The organism is Pseudarthrobacter sp. CC4 (genome assembly GCF_048957775.1).
In the GTDB taxonomy this organism is placed as follows: Bacteria; Actinomycetota; Actinomycetes; order Actinomycetales; family Micrococcaceae; genus Arthrobacter.
Genome location: NZ_JARCCZ010000036.1, coordinates 20032 through 38196, shown reverse-complemented (window position 1 = coordinate 38196; position 18165 = coordinate 20032). Strand labels below are relative to the sequence as shown.

Genomic DNA, 18165 nt, shown 5'->3' with positions numbered 1-18165 from the left:
TCTCTTCGGGATCACGATCAGGCAGCTGGTTAGTCAACCCGCTGAGGATATGGGAGGTATCTTCTCCTGCAGCCACGGCAGCCTCTTTCATCTTTGAATGCTGGGCACTTATTTTCATAATGTGGGAAAACATTATTGCTATACGAGATTAGTGAGCCGGTCACGGCCGGTCAAACGCTCCCGCCCCTTCGCTCAGGGAAGAAGGCCGTCCGGCGGGAAGATCGCGTTTGTGACTGGCGCCGTTCGCTGGGCACCTTGACGTCGGGTGATCCACGTCATAACCTTTTTTCACCATTCAATATCAAGATTTCGCAATGCGGAATAACAGAACCGGCCTGTCCAGCCAGGGCTCACCGCAGCGAAACCTTTCCAGAACTGGAGTTCCCCATGCAGACCCCTCCCCCGACGGGCGTTGATATGGCTCCTGACCTGACAACGCCGTCAGATTCCTCAGCCCACTCCGCCGAACGTGTCGAAGCCCTGTGCGAATCAGCCAGCGCAGCATCAGGGCAGGCCATCAGCCCCACCCTTTACAACGCGGACCTTGCCCCCACCAAGCGTGCCGGCCGCAGCTGGTCCGGCTACAGCATCTTCACCCTGTGGGCCAATGATGTCCACAGCCTCGGAAACTACGCCTTTGCCATCGGACTCTTCGCCCTGGGCCTTGGCGGCTGGCAGATACTGCTGGCACTCGGCATCGGAGCCGCCCTGCTCTTCGGCCTCCTGAACCTCTCCGGATTCATGGGCGTCAAAACCGGCGTCCCATTCCCGGTGATGAGCAGGATCAGCTTCGGCATCCGCGGCGCCCAAATCGCCAGCCTGCTCCGTGGCGCCGTCGCCGTGGCCTGGTTCGGCATCCAGACCTACCTGGCCTCGGTGGTCTTCCGGGTGATGCTCGTGGCCGTGTTCCCGCCCCTCGGCGAGCTGGACAAGGACTCCATCCTGGGGCTGTCCACCCTGGGATGGATCGCGTTCATCATCCTCTGGGTTGTCCAGCTGGTCATCGTGAGCTTCGGCATGGAAATGATCCGCAAGTATGAGGCCTTCGCAGGCCCGATCATCCTGGTCACCATGGCCGCCATCGCCGTCTGGATCTTCATGGAAGCGGGCGGCGCCATTGCCTGGTCCTCGGACAACGCCCTCGAAGGGCCGCAAATGTGGCTGACCATCTTCGCCGGCGGCGCCCTCTGGGTCTCCATCTACGGCACATTCGTCCTGAACTTCTGCGACTTCACCCGGTCCGCCGTCTCCAAGAAGGCCGTGGTCAGCGGAAACTTCTGGGGCATTCCCATCAACATGCTCGTCTTCGGCGCCATCGTCGTCGTGATGGCGGGAGGGCAGTTCAAAATCAACGGCACCATCATCGAGAGCCCCTCGGACATCGTCCAGACCATCCCCAACACGCTCTTCCTGGTCCTGGCATGCCTGGCCCTGCTGATCCTGACCATCGCGGTGAACCTCATGGCCAACTTCGTGGCTCCGGTCTATGCCCTCACCAACCTGTTCCCCAAACACCTGGACTTCCGCAAGGCTGCCATCGTCAGCGCCGTCATCGGCCTGGTCATCCTGCCCTGGAACCTCTACAACAACCCGCTGGTGATCGTGTACTTCCTCGGGGGCCTCGGCGCCCTGCTTGGCCCGCTGTTCGGCGTCGTGATGGCTGACTACTGGCTGATCCGCCGCGGCAAGGTCAACGTTCCCGAGCTGTACACCGCATCTGCTGCCGGCGCCTACTACTACAAGAACGGCGTCAACCCCAGGGCCATCATCGCCATGGTGCCGGCCGCCGTCCTGGCGCTCCTCATCGCCTTCATCCCGGCGCTGGCGGCGGCAGCACCGTTCGCCTGGTTCTTCGCCGCCGGCATCGCAGCCGTTGTGTACTTCTTCATCGCGGACCGCTCGCAGCGGCTCGAAGACCGCGACGGCGAGGCCATCGCCGTCGCCAGCAAACACTAAGGATCCCCTGATGCGCATACTCGTTGCGAACGTCAACACCACCCAGTCCATGACGGATTCCATTGCGGCCCAGGCCCGCAGCATCGCGGCACCGGGCACGGAGATCGTTGGCATCACGCCGCGGTTCGGGGCGGACTCCTGCGAAGGCAACTTCGAGAGCTACCTGGCAGCCATCGCTGTGATGGACGCCGTGACTTCCTACCAGGAACCGTTCGACGCCGTCGTCCAGGCAGGCTACGGCGAGCACGGACGGGAGGGGCTGCAGGAGCTGCTGGACGTCCCGGTGGTGGACATCACCGAAGCCGCAGCCAGCACGGCGATGTTCCTGGGCCACAAGTACTCCGTGGTCACCACCCTGGACCGTACCGTTCCGCTCATTGAAGACCGGCTCAAGCTGGCGGGGCTGGATGCCAGGTGCGCCTCGGTGCGGGCCAGCGGCATGGCGGTCCTGGAACTTGAGGAGGAACCGGAACGGGCCGTGGAAGCCATCATCAGCCAGGCCATGCAGGCCGTCACGCAGGACAAGGCCGAAGTGATTGTCCTCGGCTGCGGCGGCATGGCCGGCCTGGACGAGCAGATCCGGCAGCGGGCGGGAGTGCCCGTGGTGGACGGTGTCGCGTCGGCCGTGGCCATCGCTGAATCCCTGGTCCGCATGCGGCTGTCCACTTCCAAGGTGCGGACCTACGCTGCGCCCCGGCCCAAGACCGTCATAGGCTGGCCGCTGAACAGCGCGGGAGTCGCGGCACCTCTCGAGGCTACAGCGTCCACCGACGCGTAGCGACCGGCAGTACAGGAGAAGACTTTGAACCAGTTCCAGCAACCGGGGCGCGTAGCAGTCGTCACCGGAGCGGGTTCCGGAATTGGCCGTGCAGTGGCGCGCCTTCTCCTGGCCGACGGCTACGCCGTCGCCCTCGCCGGGCGGCGGGAACAACAGCTTGCCGAGACGGCGGACGGCCATCCGAACGCGCTGCCGGTCACCTGTGACGTCACCCGGCCCCACGACGTCGAGAATCTTTTCGAGGCCACCCGCCAAAAGTGGGGCCGGGTGGACGTTCTGTTCAACAATGCCGGGGTGTTCGGCCCGGCGGCCAGCGTGGACGAAATCTCGCTGGAGGACTGGAACGCCACCCTGGCAGTGAACCTCACAGGCTCTATGCTGTGCGCCGCAGCCGCTGTGAGGGCCATGAAGGCGCAGGATCCGCAGGGCGGGCGGATCATCAACAACGGCTCCATCTCCGCGCACTCGCCACGGCCCAAAACGGTAGCCTACGCCGTCACCAAGCATGCCATGACAGGGTTGACCAAGAGCATCGAGCTGGACGGGCGGGGCTTCGGGATCACGTGCGGGCAGATCGACATCGGCAACACGGCCACGGAGATCATGGACACCATCGGCGTGGGTGCCGGGGCGCTCCAGGCTGACGGCAGCCGGCGGGTTGAACCCACCTTCCCCGTGGAGGACGCCGCCCGTGCCGTCCTGATGATGGCCAACATGCCGCCCACAGCCAATGTGGGGTCCGTGGTGGTCACCGCCGCCGGGATGCCGTTCATCGGCCGCGGCTGAGCCCGGCTACAGCGGGAGCAGTGCCGAGAGGTCAGCCCGGAGTCCGGAGGCAGCAACCTTGTGCGCGGCCACCGCATCCGCCCAGCCCAACCGGCCTGTAACCATCGCAAGCCAGGTGGCGGCGTCGCACTCTATAACGTTGGGCGGCGTGCCGCGCGTATGCCGCGGACCTTCCACGCACTGGGTGACGCCGAACGGGGGCACCCGCACCTCCACGGAATTGCCCGGTGCCCGCGCTGTGACCTCCTCAAGCGTGTAGCGCACCGCAGTGGCCAGGATGCTTCGCGGGACAGGAACGTCCGACGACGGGCCGGCGGCTTCCTGCCAGGCGGCGAGGGCGGCGGCGCCTTCCTCCGGGTCGATACGACGGCGGGCAACAGCCATGGATCCGGCTTCCTTCACGTTGGGGTTGGCGATAAGGAGAACTTCGAGCGGCAGGAGCCTAGTCCAGCAGCGCCGACACTGCGGGACCCAGCCGAATTTTGCCAACAGGTTTTCCGCCGCCCAGCACAGGGTCAACCACTTTTTCCAACACGCTGGCAACCCCGGGAATCTCCACTGCACCGGCCGCGGCCAGGAGGGTCAAGGCCACCAGTGAGGTGGCACGGACGTTCCCGTCCAGGATCTTCACGGCTACGGAAACACCCTGTGGGGTGGCCATGGCCAGGACGCCTTCCGCACCGATCTTCGCGATGATCTCCAGCTCGTCCATGACCAGTGTGTTGGCTTCGCCCCGTCCCTGGACCGCCCAGGGGTAGTCCAGCATGGACGTTGCAATGGTGGCAGCCCGGGCGCTGAAGCTCTGGTCGCCCGGGGCTTTCGCCAGCAGCGAGTACCCCCTGGCCAGTCCCTTGAGGGAAACTGCCGCCACCGGAGCGCCGCAGCCATCGATGCCCAGGTGGGCGATCTTCTCGCCCGTGTATTCCTCGATGACGGTGCGCACCCGCTGCTGCAGCGGGTGGTTGGGCTCAAGGTAGCTGTGGGTATCCCAGCCGTTTTCGGTGCATGCCCAGAGGAAGGCCGCGTGCTTGCCGGAACAGTTGCAGGCAAGCCTGGATTTTCCCCGCTCTGACCGCACCAGCCAGTTGCGGGCCGTCTCGTCCTGGGGCCAGGCCTCCGGGCATTGGAGCTGGTCCTCGCGGACCCCGGCTGCCTTGAGCATTCCTTCCACGACATCCATGTGGTCCAGGGAACCGGTATGGCTGCCACAGGCCACCGCCACCTGCGCGCCCCGCAGCGGGACGCCGGACTGCATGGATGCCAGGGCCTGGAACGGCTTCAGCGTGGACCTGGCGAAAATCGGGGTGTTGATGTCGCCCAGCTCAGTAACCACGGACCCGTCCGCAGCCAGGAGCACGGCAGAACCGATGTGCCGCGACTCCACAAAACCGCTCCGTTCGATCACGGCCAGTTCCACTGCGGAGTCCACGGTAAAGGTGGCATGCGGGTTGTGCGGCATGGTGCCAGTCTAGGGGCCGCCTGATGGAATGCGGCGGAAGGCCGCCCTACTCGACCGTGACCATCACGGACTGCCAGCCGGACGCGCCGTCGGGAACGGGGTCCGCGCGCCGGTCCGTCTGCACTTCGCCGGACCCGTCGGTGGCACGGACTTTGATGTAGTGCGGGCCGGGGGTCGCGTCCCACTGGTAGGACCACTGGCGCCAGGTAACCAGGGAAGCCTCTGCGGAAAGATCCGCGGCCGCCCAATCGCCGTCGTCCACCTGGATCTCCACTTTGGTGATGCCGCGCGTCTGGGCCCAGGCGGTGCCGCCCACGGCCACTCTTCCTGCGGGGACCTTTGCGAAGGACTTGGGGACGTCCACGCGGGCCATGGTCTTGATGGGGCCGCGTTCGGACCAGCCTCGCTCGGTCCAGTAGGCCTTGCTGTCGGCGAACCGGGTCACTTCGAGGTCCACCACCCACTTGGTGGCGGAGACAAAGCCGTACAGGCCCGGAACCACCATCCGCACGGGATAGCCGTGCTCCAGCGGCAGGGGCTCGCCATTCATGCCGATGGCCAGCATCGCGTCCCGGTCGTCCTGCAGCACCTCCAGCGGCGTGGAGGCGCTGAAGCCGTCAACGGACGTGGACAGCACCATGTCTGCGCCGTCCTTGGGCCTTGCCCGCTTCAGGACCTCCCGCAGCGGCAGGCCCAGCCATTTGGCGTTGCCGGCCAGGTTTCCGCCCACGGGATTGGACACGCAGGTGAGGGTGACGTGGGACTCGATCAGGTCGGCGTCGAGCAGGTCCTGGAAGGTGAGGCGGACCTCCTCCTCCACCAGGCCGTGGACCCGGAGCTCCCAGCTGTCCACGTCGATTTCGGGGATGCTCAGCGCTGTATCAATGCGGTAGAACTCCCCGTTGGGCGTCAGCCACGGCGCAACTCCGGGTACCGGTGACTGGACGCCGGCGGGAACGGCCGGCGCCGCGTTGGCCGGGGCGGGCAGCTTCAGGGCGTCCCGTGCCTGGAGGATGTTGCTGCGGGCCGCGCCCAGCAGCCGGCCTCCGGTGGCGGCCAAACCGGCAGCAGCCGCGGTGATCCCCGCTGCCGCGAAGAACCGCCGACGGCTGGTCCCCGGGTGTCCGTCAGGCTCAGCGGCCTTCGCGGGGGCTTCGGGCCACGCCGCCTGCCGCGGCATGCGGTTCATCAGCAGCCGCAGGGCGGCCAGGCCGGCAAAGGTGCCCGCTACCGAGGGAAGGGCATCAGCCGGCGCGACGCCTGCCCGGGTCACCACGCTGGCGACGATGACCGCTCCCATGGCCAGGACCCCCAGCACGCCCAATGCCCAGCGCCGGTAGGCCACCACGCCCAGGACGCATGCCAGCACGGCAATGGTCAGGCCCATGCCCGCGAACAGTGCAGCTTTGTCATTGGTGCCGAAAGTAGCGATGGCGAAGTCCTTCAGCCAGGGCGGCGTGAAGTCGATGAAGGTCGATCCCAGGGCGATCAGCGGTGTGGCGCGGGCGGTGAAGAACGCACCGAGCAGTTCGGCCACGGCGAGGACGACGGCGGCTGCCACCGCGCCTGCCAGCGCGGCCATGGCAGTGGGTCCTTTGGGCGAGTTCCTCAGCTTCTTCATGATGAGGATTCGGAGCGGCGCGGGCCGCGGATTGTCGCGGCGGCCCTCTACCGGAAAGAACCGCCGAATTGATCCGCCGACACAGCTTAGGAACGGGCAGGGTGCACGAAGTACCCTTGGAGACTGTGAAGGTACTCGTCATCGGCCCCGGAGGCCGCGAACACGCCATTGTCCGCTCCCTGCTCGCCGATCCCAACGTGTCCGAGGTCCACTCAGCTCCCGGCAACGCCGGCATCAGCAAGCTGGTCCCGACCCACAGCATCAACGCCAACGATCCCGACGCCGTCGCCGCCCTGGCCACCAAGCTCGCCGTGGACCTGGTGGTGGTGGGTCCCGAGGCGCCGCTCGCAGCAGGTGTGTCCGACGCTGTCCGCGAGGCCGGGATCCCCGTGTTCGGCCCCAGCAAGGCGGCCGCACAGCTTGAGGCCTCCAAGGCTTTCGCCAAGGAAATCATGGCGGAAGCCGGAGTGCCCACGGCCATGGCCATGGTGGCCACCAACGCGGAGGAAGCCGCCTCGGCCCTGGACACCTTCGGCGCCCCCTACGTGGTGAAGGACGACGGCCTGGCCGCGGGCAAGGGCGTGGTTGTCACCACGAACCGCGAGGAAGCCCTGGCCCACGCGCAGTCCTGCTTCGAAGCTGGCGGCTCGGTTGTCATCGAGGAGTTCCTGGACGGGCCCGAGGTGTCCCTGTTCGTCCTTTGCGACGGACACAACACCGTGGCACTTTCCCCGGCACAGGACTTCAAGCGGATCTTCGACAACGACGAAGGCCCCAACACCGGGGGCATGGGCGCGTACACTCCGCTGGAATGGGCGCCCGAGGGCCTGGTCCAGGAGGTTCTCGACCGCGTTGCCCAGCCCACCGTCAACGAAATGGCCAGCCGCGGCACCCCGTTTGTCGGCGTACTGTTCGTGGGGCTGGCCCTCACCTCGCGCGGCACCCGCGTCATCGAATTCAACGTCCGTTTCGGCGACCCGGAGACCCAGGCCGTCCTGGCCCGGCTCAAGACGCCCCTTGGTGCCCTGCTGCTGGCAGCCGCCAAGGGCGAACTCGATAAGGCAGAAGAGCTGCGGTGGGCGAAGGAGACTGCCGTCGCCGTCGTCATTGCGTCCGAAAACTACCCGGACACTCCGCGCACCGGGGACCGAATCCGCGGGCTCAAGAAGGCGGAGGAACTGGAAGGCGTACACATCATCCACGCCGGCACCTCCTTCGACGAGGACGGTAAAGTGGTGTCCGCCGGCGGACGCGTGCTCGCCGTCGTCGCGCTGGGCAGCGACCTGGTGGAGGCGCGTGAAAGAGCGTACGACGGCGTGGAACTGATTCAGCTCGATGGCGCGCAGTTCCGTACGGACATCGGCGGCAAGGCCGCCCGCGGGGAAGTGAAGGTCCCCTTTAATGCCAGTGCATCCCTCCACAGGACCGAGACGAAGGCCTAGCATGAGCAACGTTCCAGCATCCCGCGGTTTCAGCACCACGGCCCCCGAACTGCCCGGATGGACCCATGTCTACTCGGGGAAAGTCAGGGACCTGTACGAGCCGGCGGACGAGTCCATCCTGCAGCGCGTCGGCCAGGACTGTGTGCTGGTGGTGGCCAGCGACCGGATCAGCGCGTTTGACCATGTCCTGTCCAGCGGGATTCCGGACAAGGGGCGCATCCTCACCCAGTTGAGCCTGTGGTGGTTTGACCAGCTGGACGTGGAACACCACGTACTGGGATCCACCGTGGAGGACGGCGTCCCCGCCGCGGTGGAGGGCCGGGCCATGATCTGCAAGAAGCTGGACATGTTTCCGGTGGAATGCATCGCCCGCGGCTACCTCACCGGCTCCGGCCTGGAGGAATACAAAGCTTCGGGGACCGTGTGCAGCATTCCGCTGCCGGAGGGACTGGTGGACGGTTCGCGCCTGGACCACGCCATCTTCACACCCTCGGCCAAGGCGGAGGTGGGGAAGCACGACGAGAACATCACCTACGACGCCGTGGTGGCCATGGTGGGCGACGACATCGCTGGACGACTGAGCGAGCTCACCTTGAAGATCTACTCCACTGCCGAAAAGATCGCCCGGGAGCGTGGCATCATCCTGGCAGACACCAAAGTGGAATTCGGCTACGACGCCGTTTCGGGGTCGATCACGCTTGGCGACGAGGTCCTGACACCGGATTCCTCACGGTTCTGGGACGCCGCAACATACCAGCCGGGCAGTGCGCAGCCTTCCTTTGACAAGCAGTACGTCCGGGATTGGCTCACATCGGACGAATCGGGCTGGGACAGGTCCTCGGACACCCCTCCGCCGGCCCTGCCGGCCGAGGTCATCGAGCGCACCCGCAGCCGCTACGTTGAGGCGTACGAGAAACTCACGGGGAAAACCTTCGCCTGACGGAGCCCCAGCGGCTCCCGGCGAACGGCGTGCCGGCTAGCTTGCCTTCGCAGCGGCCGCGGCGCGCCGCTGGGCCAGCTTTATTTCCAGGACCGCGTCCATTGCCTGCTGGACGCGGTCAGCGGCTCCCGCGGCGCTGAAGGCTTTCTGCGCTTCTTCGAGGTGCACCAGGGCTTCTTCTGCCTCGCCCGCGGCCTTAAGGGACTTCCCCAGCAGCAAAGACACTTCCCCGGCGGTGTGCTTCGCAAGGTTGTCCCGCTCGGCATGGATTTCCCGGAGCTTCTCGACGGCGGCAACGATGTCCCCGGTCAGGTACAGCCACCGGGCGCGGATGAAGGCAACTTCCAGCTCATCACTCTTGGTGCCGCTGACGATTGAAAAAGCAAGCTCGGCCCGCTCAATGGATGACAGCGTTTCAGGCTCCACAATTCCGGAGGACAGCCGTACCGCGGCGGACGCTTTATTGAAACGGGCCCACAGCTCGATGTCATTTGCCGGTGACAGCAGTTTCGCTGCCCGTTCGTGGTGTTTGACGCCCTCCACATAGTCGTGGCGCATAAACGCCACATTGCCGATGACCCAGGCCACCTCGCCGGCCAGCTGGGACATCGCGTGCTCATCCACCTGGGCGAGCAATTCCTGGCAGTACTTCCACGCCTCATTGAGGCGGCCGCTTTCGGCCAATGCACCGATCAGGGCCCGGAGCGCGCCGATGGTGATCACTGAGCCCCTGGGCAACTGCTCCGCGAAGGCCACTGCCTCCGTTGCATGCTCCACGGCAGCCGTCAGCTGGCCCTGGCGCTGGCACACAACCGCGAGCATCTGCCGGGCACGCGCGCCCAGCCCCACGGATTCCCTGGCCATCGGGTGCTCGAGCAGCCTTTCCACAAGCTCCCTGCACTCCAGCAGGTCGCCGTGCTTCAGCAGGCACTCGGCCTGCATATAGCTCATGTTCCACCAGGCGCTGGTGTTTCGTCCGTCCAGGGCTATCTGCGCTGCTGAAGCCGCATGGCTGGCGGCGAGGGGATAGTCCCTCAGGTCCCAGGCCTGGCGGGCGTAGAGCCCTGCAAGTACGTACTCGGCGTCGCTGACCGAGATGGGCTGGCTCCATGCCTCCAAGGCCTTCGGTGCAAGCTCCAGCCTGCGTGCCAGTTCTTCAATGACCTCCGCAGTTGGTTCCCTGCGGCCTGTTTCGAGTAGGGAAATGTAGCTGGGTGAATACAGGTCCTTGCCCAGTTCCGCCTGTGTCAGCCCCCGATCGAGCCTCTCCGCCCGGAGCTTCTCCCCGAATCCGTTGCCCACAGGACTCCTCCTTTCTCCACAGGTTTCCCATTGGCGCTTGACAGCCGCTGTGGAAAACATTTTACAATGTATGTCAACAAGGACAGTGCTGGCTTTGTAACGAATCCGACTCGTATTGAGGAACTTATATGTTGAAGAAGATTGCAGCTGCAGCCGCCTTGGCTGGGGCCTTAGCGTTTTCTGCGGCGGCTCCGGCTGTCCTGTCTGCAGGTTCCATTGCCGACACGGAACGAGTGGCTGTAGCCGGAACCGGAAACTGGCCGGATCCCGTCTCCAAGGAGACCAAGGACAAGAAGTCCGACAGCACCTACACCACCAACACGGGCAACTGGCCTGATCCTGTGTAAACAGCTTCCTCACAACAGGAGGCGGGGAAAGCCCCGGAGCATCCGCTCCGGGGCTTTCCTTTACCAAAAAGTTACCGATGCTCCGGATTTCAGGCAACATAAAAGAGGGCCTCCGTAAGGAGACCCTCTTCAGTTGTGGTCGGGATGACAGGATTTGAACCTGCGACCTCTTCGTCCCGAACGAAGCGCGCTACCAAGCTGCGCTACATCCCGATCCGCTGCAAAAGCAACTTTACAAGGATAGCCGATGCCGGGTCCCGATGCGAAATCCTCAGCCCGGACAGGAAGGCCGGCCGGGCAGGGGCAGGGGACCGGGATCAGACCAGTGAGTCCTTCCACGCTCCATGCAGGTCCGCAAAGCGTCCGCCGCCGCCAATGAGATCGGCCGGGCTGCCGTCCTCCACGATGCGGCCGTCCTGCACCACCAGCACCCTGTCCGCGGTTTCCACTGTGGACAGGCGGTGGGCGATGATCAGGGCCGTCCGGCGGGCGGCCTCCGTGCCCGCGAGGAGGCGGGCAAGGCCCTGCTGCACCAGCCGTTCGGAGGGGATGTCCAGCGAGGAGGTCGCCTCGTCCAGGATCAGTACTGCCGGGCGGGCCAGGAAAGCCCTGGCAAAGCTGATGAGCTGCCGCTGGCCGGATGACACCCGCCCGCCGCGCTTGTTGACATCGGTGTCATAGCCCTCGGGAAGTTCCCTGATGAAGTCGTGGGCGCCCACTGCCTTGGCTGCTTCCTCGATCTCGGAGCGGGAGGCTTCCGGGCGGCCCAATGCGATGTTGTCCGCCACCGAGCCGCTGAACAGGAACGCCTCTTGGGTGACCATGACAATGTTGCGGCGCAGGTCGGTGGTGCCGAGGCTCCGGAGGTCGATGCCGTCCAGCGTGATCGAACCCGACGTGACGTCGTAGAAACGGGCTATCAGCTTGGCCAGGGTGGATTTCCCTGCTCCCGTCTGGCCCACCAAGGCTACGGTTTGCCCCGCAGGGATGCGCAGGTTCAGGTTGGGGACGATGACAGGACCGTCTCCGTACCGGAATTCGACGTCCGTGAAGTCAATTGCACCATTGGCGTCCTTCAGTGCGACGGGATTCTTCGGCGGCCGGACAGTAGGCACCTCCTCGAGGAGCCCCGAGACCTTTTCGAGCGCGGCCTGGGCACTCTGGAACGAGTTGTAGAACATGGCCATCTGGTCCACCGGCTGGAAGAACCGTTTGGTGGAGAGGATGAGTGCCAGGAGAACCCCGACTTCCAGGTCCCCGCCGAGGACGCGGAAGCCTCCGAAGAGCAGGACCACTGCCACGCACACGTTGCCGATCAGCACCAGCCCGGGCTGGAAGATGCCGTTCAGGTTGATGGAGCGCACGGTGACCCGCCGGTATTCCTCGGCGAGCCGGCTGTAAAGCCCGGAGTTTTCCTGCTCCTTCCGGAAGGCCTTGACTGCGCGGATGCCTGTCATGGTTTCCACGAAATGCACAATCAGCCGGGCGGAGACCACCCGCGATTCCCGGAAGACGATCTGGGAGTGTTTCTGGTACCAGCGGGCCAGGAGGAACATGGGAACGCCCGCGGCCAGCACCAGCAGCCCGCTCCGCCAGTCCAGTGCGAACACGGTGGCTGCAGTAAACACCATGAACAGCACGCCTGAGGCGAGCGAGCTGACCCCCGAGTCCAGGAGCTCCCGGAGGGCCTCCAGGTCCGACGTCTGCCGGGCTATGATCCGGCCGGAGGTGTACTTCTCGTGGAACTCCAGGCTCAGCCGCTGGGTGTGGCGGAACACCCGGAGGCGCAGGTCCAGCAGCATGGCCTGGCTCAGCCTGGCGGTGGACGTGACATACAAGGCCGTGAGCCCCGCCGTCGCCATGGCCGCGAGGAGGTAGGCGACGCCGGTGAGCACCAGGGGCGCGTTGTCCCCGGCCTGGAGGGCGGGCAGTGCGCGGTCGATGCCGTAGGCGATCAGCGCCGGGCCCGCCACGCGTGCCGCCTGGGACAGGACCACCATGGCGATGGTCAGCCAGAAGCGCAGGCGCACCGGCCGGATCAGTGACCGCAGCAGCGCCAGCGAGCGCCGTCGTACCGCCCTGCTGTCGCTCTTGCTGAGGTGGGCGTTGTCTTCGTTGGCGGTGCCGAATGTCGTGGCGCTCATCGGGTGGCCTCGGCTTCCTGGATATCGGCATCTTCCTCGAGGTCCGACAACTCCGAATCCAGGTCCCGGGGTTCCTGGTCCAGGCTGGCGATGACGTAACGGTAATGGTCGTTGCCTGCCAGCAGTTCCGTATGCGTTCCGACGGCGGCGATCCTGCCTTGTTCGAGCAGGGCCACCCGGTCCGCGAGGGCAACAGTGGATGGCCGGTGCGCGACGATCAGCGTGGTGGTGTCCTTCAGGACGGTCCGGAGCCGGTTCTCCACCAGCTCCTCCGTGTGGACGTCCAAGGCGGACAGCGGGTCATCCAGTACCAGCACCCGCGGCCGGGCGGCAATGGCGCGGGCCAGCGCAATCCGTTGGCGCTGCCCGCCGGACAGGCTGAGGCCCTCCTCGCCGATCAGCGTGTCCACGCCGTCCGGGAGGGAGTACGCGAAGTGGGCCTGCGCCACGTCCAGCGCCTCGTCCAGGGCCTCGTCGGTGCGCTCCGGTGCGCCGAGGAGAACGTTGTCGCGGACGGAGTTGGAGAACAGGGTGGTGTCCTCGAAGGCTACGCCCACGATGCGGCGGAGCTCCTCCACGTCGAAGTCGCGCAGGTCCACGCCGTCGATGCTGATGGAACCGCCGGTGACGTCGTAGAGGCGGGGCACCAGCTGGATCAGGGCGCTCTTGCCGCTTCCTGTGGTGCCCACCAGGGCCATGGTCTCACCGGGCCGGAGTTCCAGGTTGATGTCCTTGAGGATGGGCTTGTCCGGGGCGTCTTCGAAGGCGAAAGTGGCGTTGTTGAAACGGAGCGCGCCGGCGGGCTGGCGCGGGCTCCGCGGTTCCGGGGGACTGGTGATGCTGTTGGCAGTATCCATCACTTCGTAGTGGCGATCGACGGCGGTCTTGGCGGTAAGTGCCATGGCCAGCAGCATGCCGGAAAATTCAACGGGTGTGGCAATGACCGCCGCGGTGGCGAAGAAGGCCACCAACGCGCCGATGCTCAGCTGCCCGGTGGAGCACAGCAGGATACCCACCACCAGGCCGGCGCCCAGGGCGAGTTCCGGCAGGAGCGTGACCACCAAGGTGAACGTGGCCTGGTGGCGTGCCTTGGCGATTTCCGTCTGGCGGAGCTCTTCGGCCTGTAACTCGAAGGTTTCGAGTGCTTCCCGGCTGCGGCCAAAGGCCTTGAGCACGCGGATGCCGTGGACGGATTCCTCCACCGTGGTGGCCAGGTCGCCTGCCTGGTCCTGGCTGAGGCGTGCCACTTTGCTGAAGCGGGTCCGGAACCGGAAGCTGTACGCCATGATGGGCACGGCCGCGGCCAGGAAGATCAGGGCAAGCTGCCAGCTCATGGCGAACATGACGGCAATACCGATGATCACGGTGAGGGTGGTGACCACCAGCATGATGGCGCCGAACGCCATCCAGCGGCGCAGGAAGTTCAGGTCGGTCATGGCGCGGGACAGGAGCTGGCCGGAGCCCCAGCGGTCATGGAAGGAGACCGTCAGTTCCTGGAGATGGTCATAAAGGGAGACCCGCATCCGGGTCTCCACTGTGGTGGCCGGGTTGATGACGAACTGCCGGCGGAGCGCAACCAGGCCCGCTTCAGCGATGCCCAGGACCAGGATGATGCCGGCCGACATCCAGATCGCCTCGGTGTTGCCGCCCGGCTGCAGTGATTCGTTGACCAGGACCCTCAGGACCTGGGGGATGGCCAGGGCTACAACGCTGGCAAACAGCGCGCAGAGGAGTCCCAGCACGAGCCGCGGGATGATGGGCCGGACATGGGGGTAGAGACGACTGATCGACCGAAAAAATGGAGTTTGCCTGGCCATGCCCGCTTCTCAAGCTCTAAAACGAATGTAGTTTCCCGTAGCAACTACCCTATGCCATGGCGTGAGCCGATTCACAGGGTCGTGGTTCCGGAAAGAGCCTGGCCGGTTGTTACGAACGGCAATAGGCGCGCGTACCCGGTCAGGCGGGCGAAGTCAGGGTCAGCAGGACAGCTTCCGGACGGCAGGCGATCCTTACCGGGGCGAAGCGCGAGGTGCCGATGCCGCCCGACACGTTGACCGGCGTCGTGCGTCCATTGCTGCTCCAGTCATGCAGGCCTTTTGCCCGCCAGGTGGGAAGGTCGCAGTTGGCCACGAGGGCGCCGTAGCCCGGGATGCAAAGCTGCCCGCCATGGGTGTGGCCGGCGAGCAGGAGATCCGCGCCGTCCTCCGTGAAGTGGTCCAGCACCCGCTGGTAGGGCGCGTGGATGACGGCCACTTTGAGGTGGTCTGCGGCGTCCTGGTTCACGGTCCCGCGCGGCCATCCGGCGTACCGCTCGCGTTGCAGGTGGGGATCGTCCACTCCGGAGAAGTCGAAGCGCATGCCGTTCATGACCAGGGACTGGTGGCGGTTGGTCAGGTCCACCCAGCCGCCCATCCCGAAGCCTGAACGCAGCCGCGGCCAGTCAAGCGCCGTCGGCTTGGGCTTGGCCTTGGACGGCCCCAGCAGGTAGGAAGCGGGATTCTTCAGGCTCGGGGCGAAGTAGTCATTGGATCCGGGGACAAAGACGCCGGGGAACTCCAGCAGCGGACGGAGCGCGGCCAGGAGGGGATCCACCGCTTTGGCGTGGCTGAGGTTGTCTCCGGTGTTTACTACCAAGTCCGGCTTGAGTTCGGCCAGTGACTGCAGCCACGCAGCCTTCTTTTTCTGGCCGGGAACGAAGTGGATGTCGCTCAGGTGCAGGATGCGGAAGGGGTTCTTCCCCGGGGGCAGGATGGCCAGGGTCTCTTCACGGAGGACAAACTGGTTTTTCTCCCACAGGCCGTACCCGAAGGCGGCCATTCCGGCGGCAGCCCCGGTTCCGGCGGTGACGGCAAAGCCGCGCCCGATGGTCCGGGCGCGGCTGGCCAACTCGCTGGATGAAATCATCGGCGGCTAGTTCTTCTTGTCGCTGTTGCCCGGCGCGGGTGCGGGGGCGGGCTGGGTGGCGGGTGCCGGGGCCGGTGCCTGGGTTGCCTGCGGTGCCGTCGTGGCGGGCGTGCGGGTGTTCGTGCCGCCGTTCAGGAGGTTGCTGGGCGGGGCCGGGAACGGATTGGTGCCGTAGGCGGGCGCGATCCGGGACATGAAGTTCGAGAACATGGGTCCGGCGATCATGTAACCGTCGATACCGGGGTAGAACTTGCCGTTGACCGTGATGTTCTGGCCGGCCCGGTCCTGTGCGCCGAGTGCGTCGCCGAACCAGGCAGCCGTGGCCAGGCCTGTGGTGTGGCCCACCACCCAGGTGGACCCGTTGTTGTTGGACGTACCGGTCTTGGCGCCGATGGGGAAGCTGGTGCGGGTGGAAATCCGGGGCTGGATCAGCGAGCCGGAGCCGCGGTTCAGGACTTCCTGGAGTGCGTAGTTCACGCCGCGGGCAACCTCCGGCTTGATCGCGTCCCGGCAGCTGCTGGACTGTGCCGGGAGGGTGGCCCCGGTCTGGTCGGTCACCGCAGTGATGGCGATGGGTTCGCAATACTTGCCGTCGTTGGCGAACGTGGCGAAGGCGCTGGCCATGGTCAGCGGTGCCGTCTGGGTGGAACCGAGCAGGTTGCCCAGCGTGGACATGTTGATCTTCGGGTTAGGGTCTCCCTCCGCAGGGAGGCCGCCGTGAAGACCGGTGGCGTCCACGATCTTTTGGATTCCGCAGAAGTCAAGCTGCGCGGCCGACGCGAAGGTCACGGTGTTGATGGAGTTGTACAGGCCTTCGAGGACCGACAGGGGCCGGTACCACTGCGGTTCGGCGTTCTGCAGGTCGTCGGCAGCGCCGAGCGACTTCTCGGCAGTGTTGTAGGCGCCCGCGACCTTGCCGCAGGTGTTGCGCCACGGGAAGTTCAGCGGGTAGCGGCGCTGTGCTGCGTTGACCACGGTGTTCATGGACTTGCCCTCGTTGAGCCACTCCGCGAAGGTGAACGGCTTCATGGTGGAGCCGGGCTGGGCACCGCCAAGGCCATTGAGATCGTTGCCGTCCTTGTCCAGCTTGTCCACGTTGAAGTTCACCTGGGAATCGAAGGCGCCTTCCGCGGGCAGGAAGGAGGTGTTCTGGGCCATCGAGACGATCTTGCCCGAGTTGGGCTGCACCGAGACCATGGCCGCACCCCACTTGTCCGGGTTGGCGCCGGCGGAGGCGTTGACCTGCTCCTGCGCGACTGCCTGGGCGTTCGGGTCCAGCGTGGTGGTGATGGTCAGGCCGCCACCGTAGATGAGGCGCAGGCGCTCTTCGCGGTCCGCACCGTACGCCGGGTTGTTCTCCAGCAGGTGCAGCACGTAGTCGCAGAAGTAGGGAGCGGTGGACGCGTAGGCGCAGCCCTGCTTCGGCTGCGTGACCTTGGTCTCCACGGGGGTGGCCACCGCGGCGTCGTGCTCGGCCTGGGTGATCTTGCCCTGGTTCAGCATCAGGCCCAGTACCAGGTCGCGGCGCTGCTTGGCGTTCTCCGGGTTGTTGATGGGGTCAAACGCGGACGGGCTGTTGACGAGTCCGGCCAGCAACGCCGCCTGAGGGAGCGTGAGGTCCTTGGCGCTGGTGCTGAAGAAGAAGCGGGACGCGGCCTCGATGCCGTATGCGTCGCGGTTGAAGAAGACGATGTTCAGGTAGCCCTCAAGGATCTGCTCCTTGCTGAACTCCTTTTCCAGGGCGATGGCAAGCTTCATCTCGCGGAGCTTGTCGCCCACGCCCTTGTTGACACCGTTGAGCTTGATCTGGTCCTCGTTGCCCTCGGCGGCGAGGTTGGCGTTGAGGACGTTGTTCACGTACTGCTGCGTGATGGTGGACGCGCCCTGCTTGTTGCCGCGGGCGGTGCTGACCAGCGCGCGGAGGATGCCTGTGGTGTCCACGCCCCCGTGGTCATAAAAACGGCTGTCCTCGACGGCGATGACAGCTTTCTTAACGAAGGGCGAGATCTGGTCCAGGGCGACTTTGGTGCGGTTCTCGGTGTAGACGCTGGCGATCTCGCTTCCGTCCGCAGCCAGGATCCTGGTGGTCTGGTTGGGCGGGTCAACCTTCAGCTCGGCGGGAAGGGTGTCGAAGAACTCGATGGAACCGCTCGCTGCGCTGCCTGAAACGGCCGCTGCGGGAACCAGCAGGCCTGCTACCAGGACACCGCAAATAGCACTCACGCCAAGGAAAACGAGGATCTTACCGAGGGTGGTGGCAGTGTCGAATAATGGGTTCGTACGAGTCGCCATGTTTTCCACTTTACCGGCAAGGACTAGTCTTTCTCTCATGACCAAATGGGAGTACGCGACAATTCCGCTCATTATTCACGCCACCAAGCAGATCCTGGACCAGTGGGGAGACGACGGCTGGGAGCTGGTGCAGGTGGTCCCCGGACCGGACGGAAACGGCCTGGTGGCCTACCTCAAGAGGGAGAAGCAGTAGC

Annotated in this window: 14 protein-coding genes and 1 tRNA gene; 6 read left to right on the top strand and 9 right to left on the bottom strand. The window is 65.5% G+C overall.

Annotated features, from left to right (window positions below):
• Positions 1 to 387: 387 nt before the first annotated feature.
• The 3 genes from PV768_RS19755 to PV768_RS19745 are packed head-to-tail and all read left to right on the top strand — an operon-like array spanning position 388 to position 3520.
• The gene (locus PV768_RS19755) at positions 388 to 1956 is read left to right on the top strand and encodes an NCS1 family nucleobase:cation symporter-1 (protein WP_421093983.1); all 1569 of its coding nucleotides are present in this window, start codon (positions 388 to 390) and stop codon (positions 1954 to 1956) included.
• A 10-nt stretch (positions 1957 to 1966) separates the two neighbouring features.
• Entirely contained in the window at positions 1967 to 2734 is a 768-nt protein-coding gene (locus PV768_RS19750) for an aspartate/glutamate racemase family protein (RefSeq protein ID WP_421093982.1), read from the top strand.
• Positions 2735 to 2758: 24 nt separating this feature from the next.
• Entirely contained in the window at positions 2759 to 3520 is a 762-nt protein-coding gene (locus PV768_RS19745; RefSeq protein ID WP_157241082.1) for an SDR family oxidoreductase, read from the top strand.
• Between the two features lie 6 nt (positions 3521 to 3526).
• Here the strand turns inward: PV768_RS19745 and PV768_RS19740 are convergent, their stop codons facing one another.
• From PV768_RS19740 to PV768_RS19730, 3 genes are read right to left on the bottom strand one after another with little or no spacing between them, the layout of a single operon-like run.
• Positions 3527 to 3904: a sterol carrier family protein gene (locus tag PV768_RS19740; protein WP_157241084.1), complete on the bottom strand. Its 378-nt coding sequence runs from the start codon at positions 3902 to 3904 to the stop codon at positions 3527 to 3529.
• Between the two features lie 58 nt (positions 3905 to 3962).
• Positions 3963 to 4979 carry an asparaginase gene (locus PV768_RS19735; protein ID WP_157241085.1) on the bottom strand — a complete coding sequence of 339 codons (1017 nt, stop codon included), beginning with the start codon at positions 4977 to 4979 and terminating at the stop codon, positions 3963 to 3965.
• A gap of 46 nt (positions 4980 to 5025) precedes the next feature.
• Positions 5026 to 6600, bottom strand: coding sequence for a molybdopterin-dependent oxidoreductase (locus PV768_RS19730; RefSeq protein ID WP_421093981.1), 1575 nt, complete (start codon positions 6598 to 6600; stop codon positions 5026 to 5028).
• A gap of 125 nt (positions 6601 to 6725) precedes the next feature.
• On the opposite strand from PV768_RS19730, the gene purD reads away from it, so the two are divergent.
• The gene (gene purD, locus PV768_RS19725) at positions 6726 to 8042 is read left to right on the top strand and encodes a phosphoribosylamine--glycine ligase (protein ID WP_321216298.1); all 1317 of its coding nucleotides are present in this window, start codon (positions 6726 to 6728) and stop codon (positions 8040 to 8042) included.
• Between the two features lies 1 nt (position 8043).
• Entirely contained in the window at positions 8044 to 8982 is a 939-nt protein-coding gene (locus PV768_RS19720) for a phosphoribosylaminoimidazolesuccinocarboxamide synthase (protein ID WP_157241089.1), read from the top strand.
• A gap of 36 nt (positions 8983 to 9018) precedes the next feature.
• Here the strand turns inward: PV768_RS19720 and PV768_RS19715 are convergent, their stop codons facing one another.
• The 6 genes from PV768_RS19715 to PV768_RS19690 form a co-directional block, all read right to left on the bottom strand.
• Positions 9019 to 10284, bottom strand: a complete 1266-nt coding sequence (locus PV768_RS19715) for a helix-turn-helix transcriptional regulator (RefSeq protein WP_321214406.1) — start codon at positions 10282 to 10284, stop codon at positions 9019 to 9021.
• A gap of 483 nt (positions 10285 to 10767) precedes the next feature.
• Positions 10768 to 10844, bottom strand: a tRNA-Pro gene (locus tag PV768_RS19710).
• 104 nt (positions 10845 to 10948) lie between these two features.
• A complete protein-coding gene (locus tag PV768_RS19705; protein WP_421093980.1) occupies positions 10949 to 12775 on the bottom strand; it encodes an ABC transporter ATP-binding protein in 1827 nt (608 codons plus the stop codon).
• Positions 12772 to 14592 (bottom strand): ABC transporter ATP-binding protein, encoded by a 1821-nt coding sequence (locus PV768_RS19700; RefSeq protein ID WP_421093979.1) that lies wholly within the window; start codon positions 14590 to 14592, stop codon positions 12772 to 12774. Before PV768_RS19700 ends, PV768_RS19705 begins: the two co-directional genes overlap by 4 nt.
• A 139-nt stretch (positions 14593 to 14731) precedes the next feature.
• Complete coding sequence (locus PV768_RS19695; RefSeq protein WP_157241099.1) at positions 14732 to 15679, bottom strand: metallophosphoesterase; 948 nt, start codon at positions 15677 to 15679, stop codon at positions 14732 to 14734.
• A 6-nt stretch (positions 15680 to 15685) separates the two neighbouring features.
• The gene (locus PV768_RS19690) at positions 15686 to 17971 is read right to left on the bottom strand and encodes a transglycosylase domain-containing protein (protein ID WP_421093978.1); all 2286 of its coding nucleotides are present in this window, start codon (positions 17969 to 17971) and stop codon (positions 15686 to 15688) included.
• 37 nt (positions 17972 to 18008) lie between these two features.
• Between PV768_RS19690 and PV768_RS19685 the strand changes: the two genes are divergently transcribed.
• Positions 18009 to 18164, top strand: a complete 156-nt coding sequence (locus PV768_RS19685; RefSeq protein WP_003797879.1) for a DUF4177 domain-containing protein — start codon at positions 18009 to 18011, stop codon at positions 18162 to 18164.
• Position 18165: the final 1 nt, after the last annotated feature.

Coding starts and splice junctions, on each gene's coding strand:
- PV768_RS19755 (WP_421093983.1), top strand. CDS start 388: ATGCAGACCCCTCCCCCGACGGGCGTTGATATGGCTCCTGACCTGACA.
- PV768_RS19750 (WP_421093982.1), top strand. CDS start 1,967: ATGCGCATACTCGTTGCGAACGTCAACACCACCCAGTCCATGACGGAT.
- PV768_RS19740 (WP_157241084.1), bottom strand. CDS start 3,904: ATGGCTGTTGCCCGCCGTCGTATCGACCCGGAGGAAGGCGCCGCCGCC.
- PV768_RS19735 (WP_157241085.1), bottom strand. CDS start 4,979: ATGCCGCACAACCCGCATGCCACCTTTACCGTGGACTCCGCAGTGGAA.
- PV768_RS19730 (WP_421093981.1), bottom strand. CDS start 6,600: ATGAAGAAGCTGAGGAACTCGCCCAAAGGACCCACTGCCATGGCCGCG.
- PV768_RS19720 (WP_157241089.1), top strand. CDS start 8,044: ATGAGCAACGTTCCAGCATCCCGCGGTTTCAGCACCACGGCCCCCGAA.
- PV768_RS19705 (WP_421093980.1), bottom strand. CDS start 12,775: ATGAGCGCCACGACATTCGGCACCGCCAACGAAGACAACGCCCACCTC.
- PV768_RS19700 (WP_421093979.1), bottom strand. CDS start 14,592: ATGGCCAGGCAAACTCCATTTTTTCGGTCGATCAGTCGTCTCTACCCC.
- PV768_RS19695 (WP_157241099.1), bottom strand. CDS start 15,679: ATGATTTCATCCAGCGAGTTGGCCAGCCGCGCCCGGACCATCGGGCGC.
- PV768_RS19690 (WP_421093978.1), bottom strand. CDS start 17,971: ATGGCGACTCGTACGAACCCATTATTCGACACTGCCACCACCCTCGGT.
- PV768_RS19685 (WP_003797879.1), top strand. CDS start 18,009: ATGACCAAATGGGAGTACGCGACAATTCCGCTCATTATTCACGCCACC.